We start from the raw sequence: 2,117 nt of genomic DNA, 5'->3' as shown, positions 1-2,117 counted from the left end.
TGCGAAGGTCGAGGGCAGAGAAAAACCCGGCGCCCGGCCGGCAAGGCCGGCCTCGATGCGTTGCGGCAACCCTTGCCCTGACGTCGAGGCGTCCAGCGTGGCGGCTTCGATCCAGATCGGGTGGCTGCGGATGACAGCATCCGGCAGAACCCGCTGCAATTGTCCCGCATTGAAGTCCGCCACCACGACGCCGATCGGCAGGTCTCGGCCAGCCGGGATGACGACAAAGCCGGCGCCGGCGCGCCGGAACAGTCCCGCCGGGCCGATCGAGGCTCCGGTCGCATAGTGGAAGGCCTCGGGCGCGCACAGCACCAGCGCCTCGATGCCGGCGCGGTCCATCAGTTGCGCCGCGCGCTGGCGGTCGACAAAGCCTGTCATGGGTTTCTCCACTGTCCGAAGCGGCAACGGAGCATTCCGGGCATCGACAATCAAGCCGCTGACAACAGCTACTTGATCGATTCCAGCTTGGCGACGGCAGCGGTGAAGCCAGCCAGCGACACCGGGATGGTGACCGGCTTGCGGGTGACCGATTCCATGCCGATGTTCAGATTGGTCCCCGACTTCATGGCCTTGATGAGATCCGCCGACAGCGGCGTGGCGGCATAGGCGCCGTTCTGGTCGCTGGTCTGGATGGCAATCGTCGTCTTCTGGCCCTGGTCGATCTGGAAGGAGGCGCCGGACGGCAGGAACAGGCCGTGCGGCAGGGCAAGCAGCATGGCGAGGCTGCCATTGCCGTTGTCGCGGCGCACGGTCACGGTCAGCACGCGCTGCCCGGTCTTGGCCTCGGTCAGGTTCTGCGAAAGCTGGCACTGAAGCTCGGTGGTCGCCGAACCGCTGGAGCAGTTCATCGCCCACGGATTGGCATCGGCCGGTTTTGCATTGGTTTCAGCCGGCTTTGGCTGGGCCGGCTTGGCATCTTCGGCGAGGGCCGGGCCGGTGGCCAGAGCAAGCCACAGGGCGGCCAGCCCCGCGGCCATGCCAAGTAAATTAGATCTAGCTAAAGTAAATGTCATGTTGTTTTGCCGGATGCCTTGCATGTTTCCTCGCCGCGCCCGGTATTCTCCCGAGCATGGCTTGATACAACACCCGCGACTGTTCCGGAAGCCGAGCAGGAGGCAAGCAAGCCGGCGAAATTACTGTGGCTTTTCGGATACAACGAACAATATTGCAGGAGGCCCTCAGAAATCGAAGCGCCGGAGACTCGCTATACAATAGAATTCGAGTAAGATTTTACACGGGGTGCGTGCAGTCCCCGAAGGACTCGCCAGGGATGGGAACTACCGAGACGCCTCGGCAAGTTGGTGAGATGGCGGCGCGTGGGGAGGATTTCCGCGTGCACGCCGGCTATCGCCGTTCGCGAATCGCCAGGCATCTCTGGAAGACGACGGCACTGACGACGCTGGCGCTCGGCCTTTCAGGCATGGCCGCCTATGGCGATCCCAACGGGCTATGGCAGCCGCAGATCCGCGCCATCATCGGCGCCGACAACAATGGCGGCAACGGCGCGCTCGAAGGTTTCATCCCGCTCAAGCAGACGGCCGAATCCGTGCTGTTCCTGGATGTCCGGGCCAAGCACGATTTCAAGGATGGTTCCGGCCAGGATGTCGGCCTCGGCATTCGCCGCATCGTCAACCCGGACCTGATGATCGGCGGCTACGCCTATCTCAATCTCGAGAACTACAACTCCACCCAGTTCACCGCGGCCACGCTGGGCGCCGAGGCGATCACGCCTCATTTCGATGCGCATGTGAACGTCTATCTGCCGATCAAGGGTGATTCGACGGATCACTCGACCAGTTCGACCCTGTCGATGGTCAGCAACCAGCTGATCGAGCAGATCTCGGTCCTCGACCACCGCGATTACGCGGCATGGGGCATCGAGGGCGAGATCGGCGCGCAGGTGCCGGTCAACCTGCCCGACAAGCATTCGCTGCGGCGCGACATTGGCGTCTATCATTTCGAGGATCCGCATGGCGACGACGGCAGCGTCACGGGCGCCAAGGCCGGCTTCGAGTATACGATCGGCGATGTTTTCGGCAGCAACACGGAACTGGTCTTCGCCGGCGAGGTCCGCAACGACAATCGCGACGACACCCAGTTCGCCGGCAGTGTGCGGC

Annotated in this window: 2 protein-coding genes and 1 pseudogene; 1 reads left to right on the top strand and 2 read right to left on the bottom strand. The window is 63.4% G+C overall.

Annotation, left to right across the window (positions count from 1 at the left end; translation table 11 throughout):
* Positions 1-378: pseudogene (locus tag EN994_RS28510) on the bottom strand (aminopeptidase P family N-terminal domain-containing protein); the annotation flags it as partial.
* 68 nt (positions 379-446) lie between these two features.
* Complete coding sequence (locus EN994_RS28505; RefSeq protein WP_244514247.1) at positions 447-977, bottom strand: invasion associated locus B family protein; 531 nt, start codon at positions 975-977, stop codon at positions 447-449.
* Positions 978-1,306: 329 nt separating this feature from the next.
* Here EN994_RS28505 and EN994_RS28500 point away from each other — a divergent pair.
* Positions 1,307-2,117: inverse autotransporter beta domain-containing protein (locus EN994_RS28500; protein ID WP_245466109.1), on the top strand; the 811-nt coding region annotated here is incomplete at its 3' end.

It is taken from the genome of Mesorhizobium sp. M7A.F.Ca.CA.002.09.1.1 (assembly GCF_003998555.1).
Lineage (GTDB): Bacteria > Pseudomonadota > Alphaproteobacteria > Rhizobiales > Rhizobiaceae > Mesorhizobium > Mesorhizobium ciceri.
The sequence above is the reverse complement of the archived record's forward strand: the minus strand, read 5'-3'. Positions and strand labels throughout refer to the sequence as shown.

What these genes read in the sequence shown, in the direction of transcription:
- EN994_RS28505 (WP_244514247.1), bottom strand. Translation starts at nt 977, where the DNA reads ATGGCCGCGGGGCTGGCCGCCCTGTGGCTTGCTCTGGCCACCGGCCCG.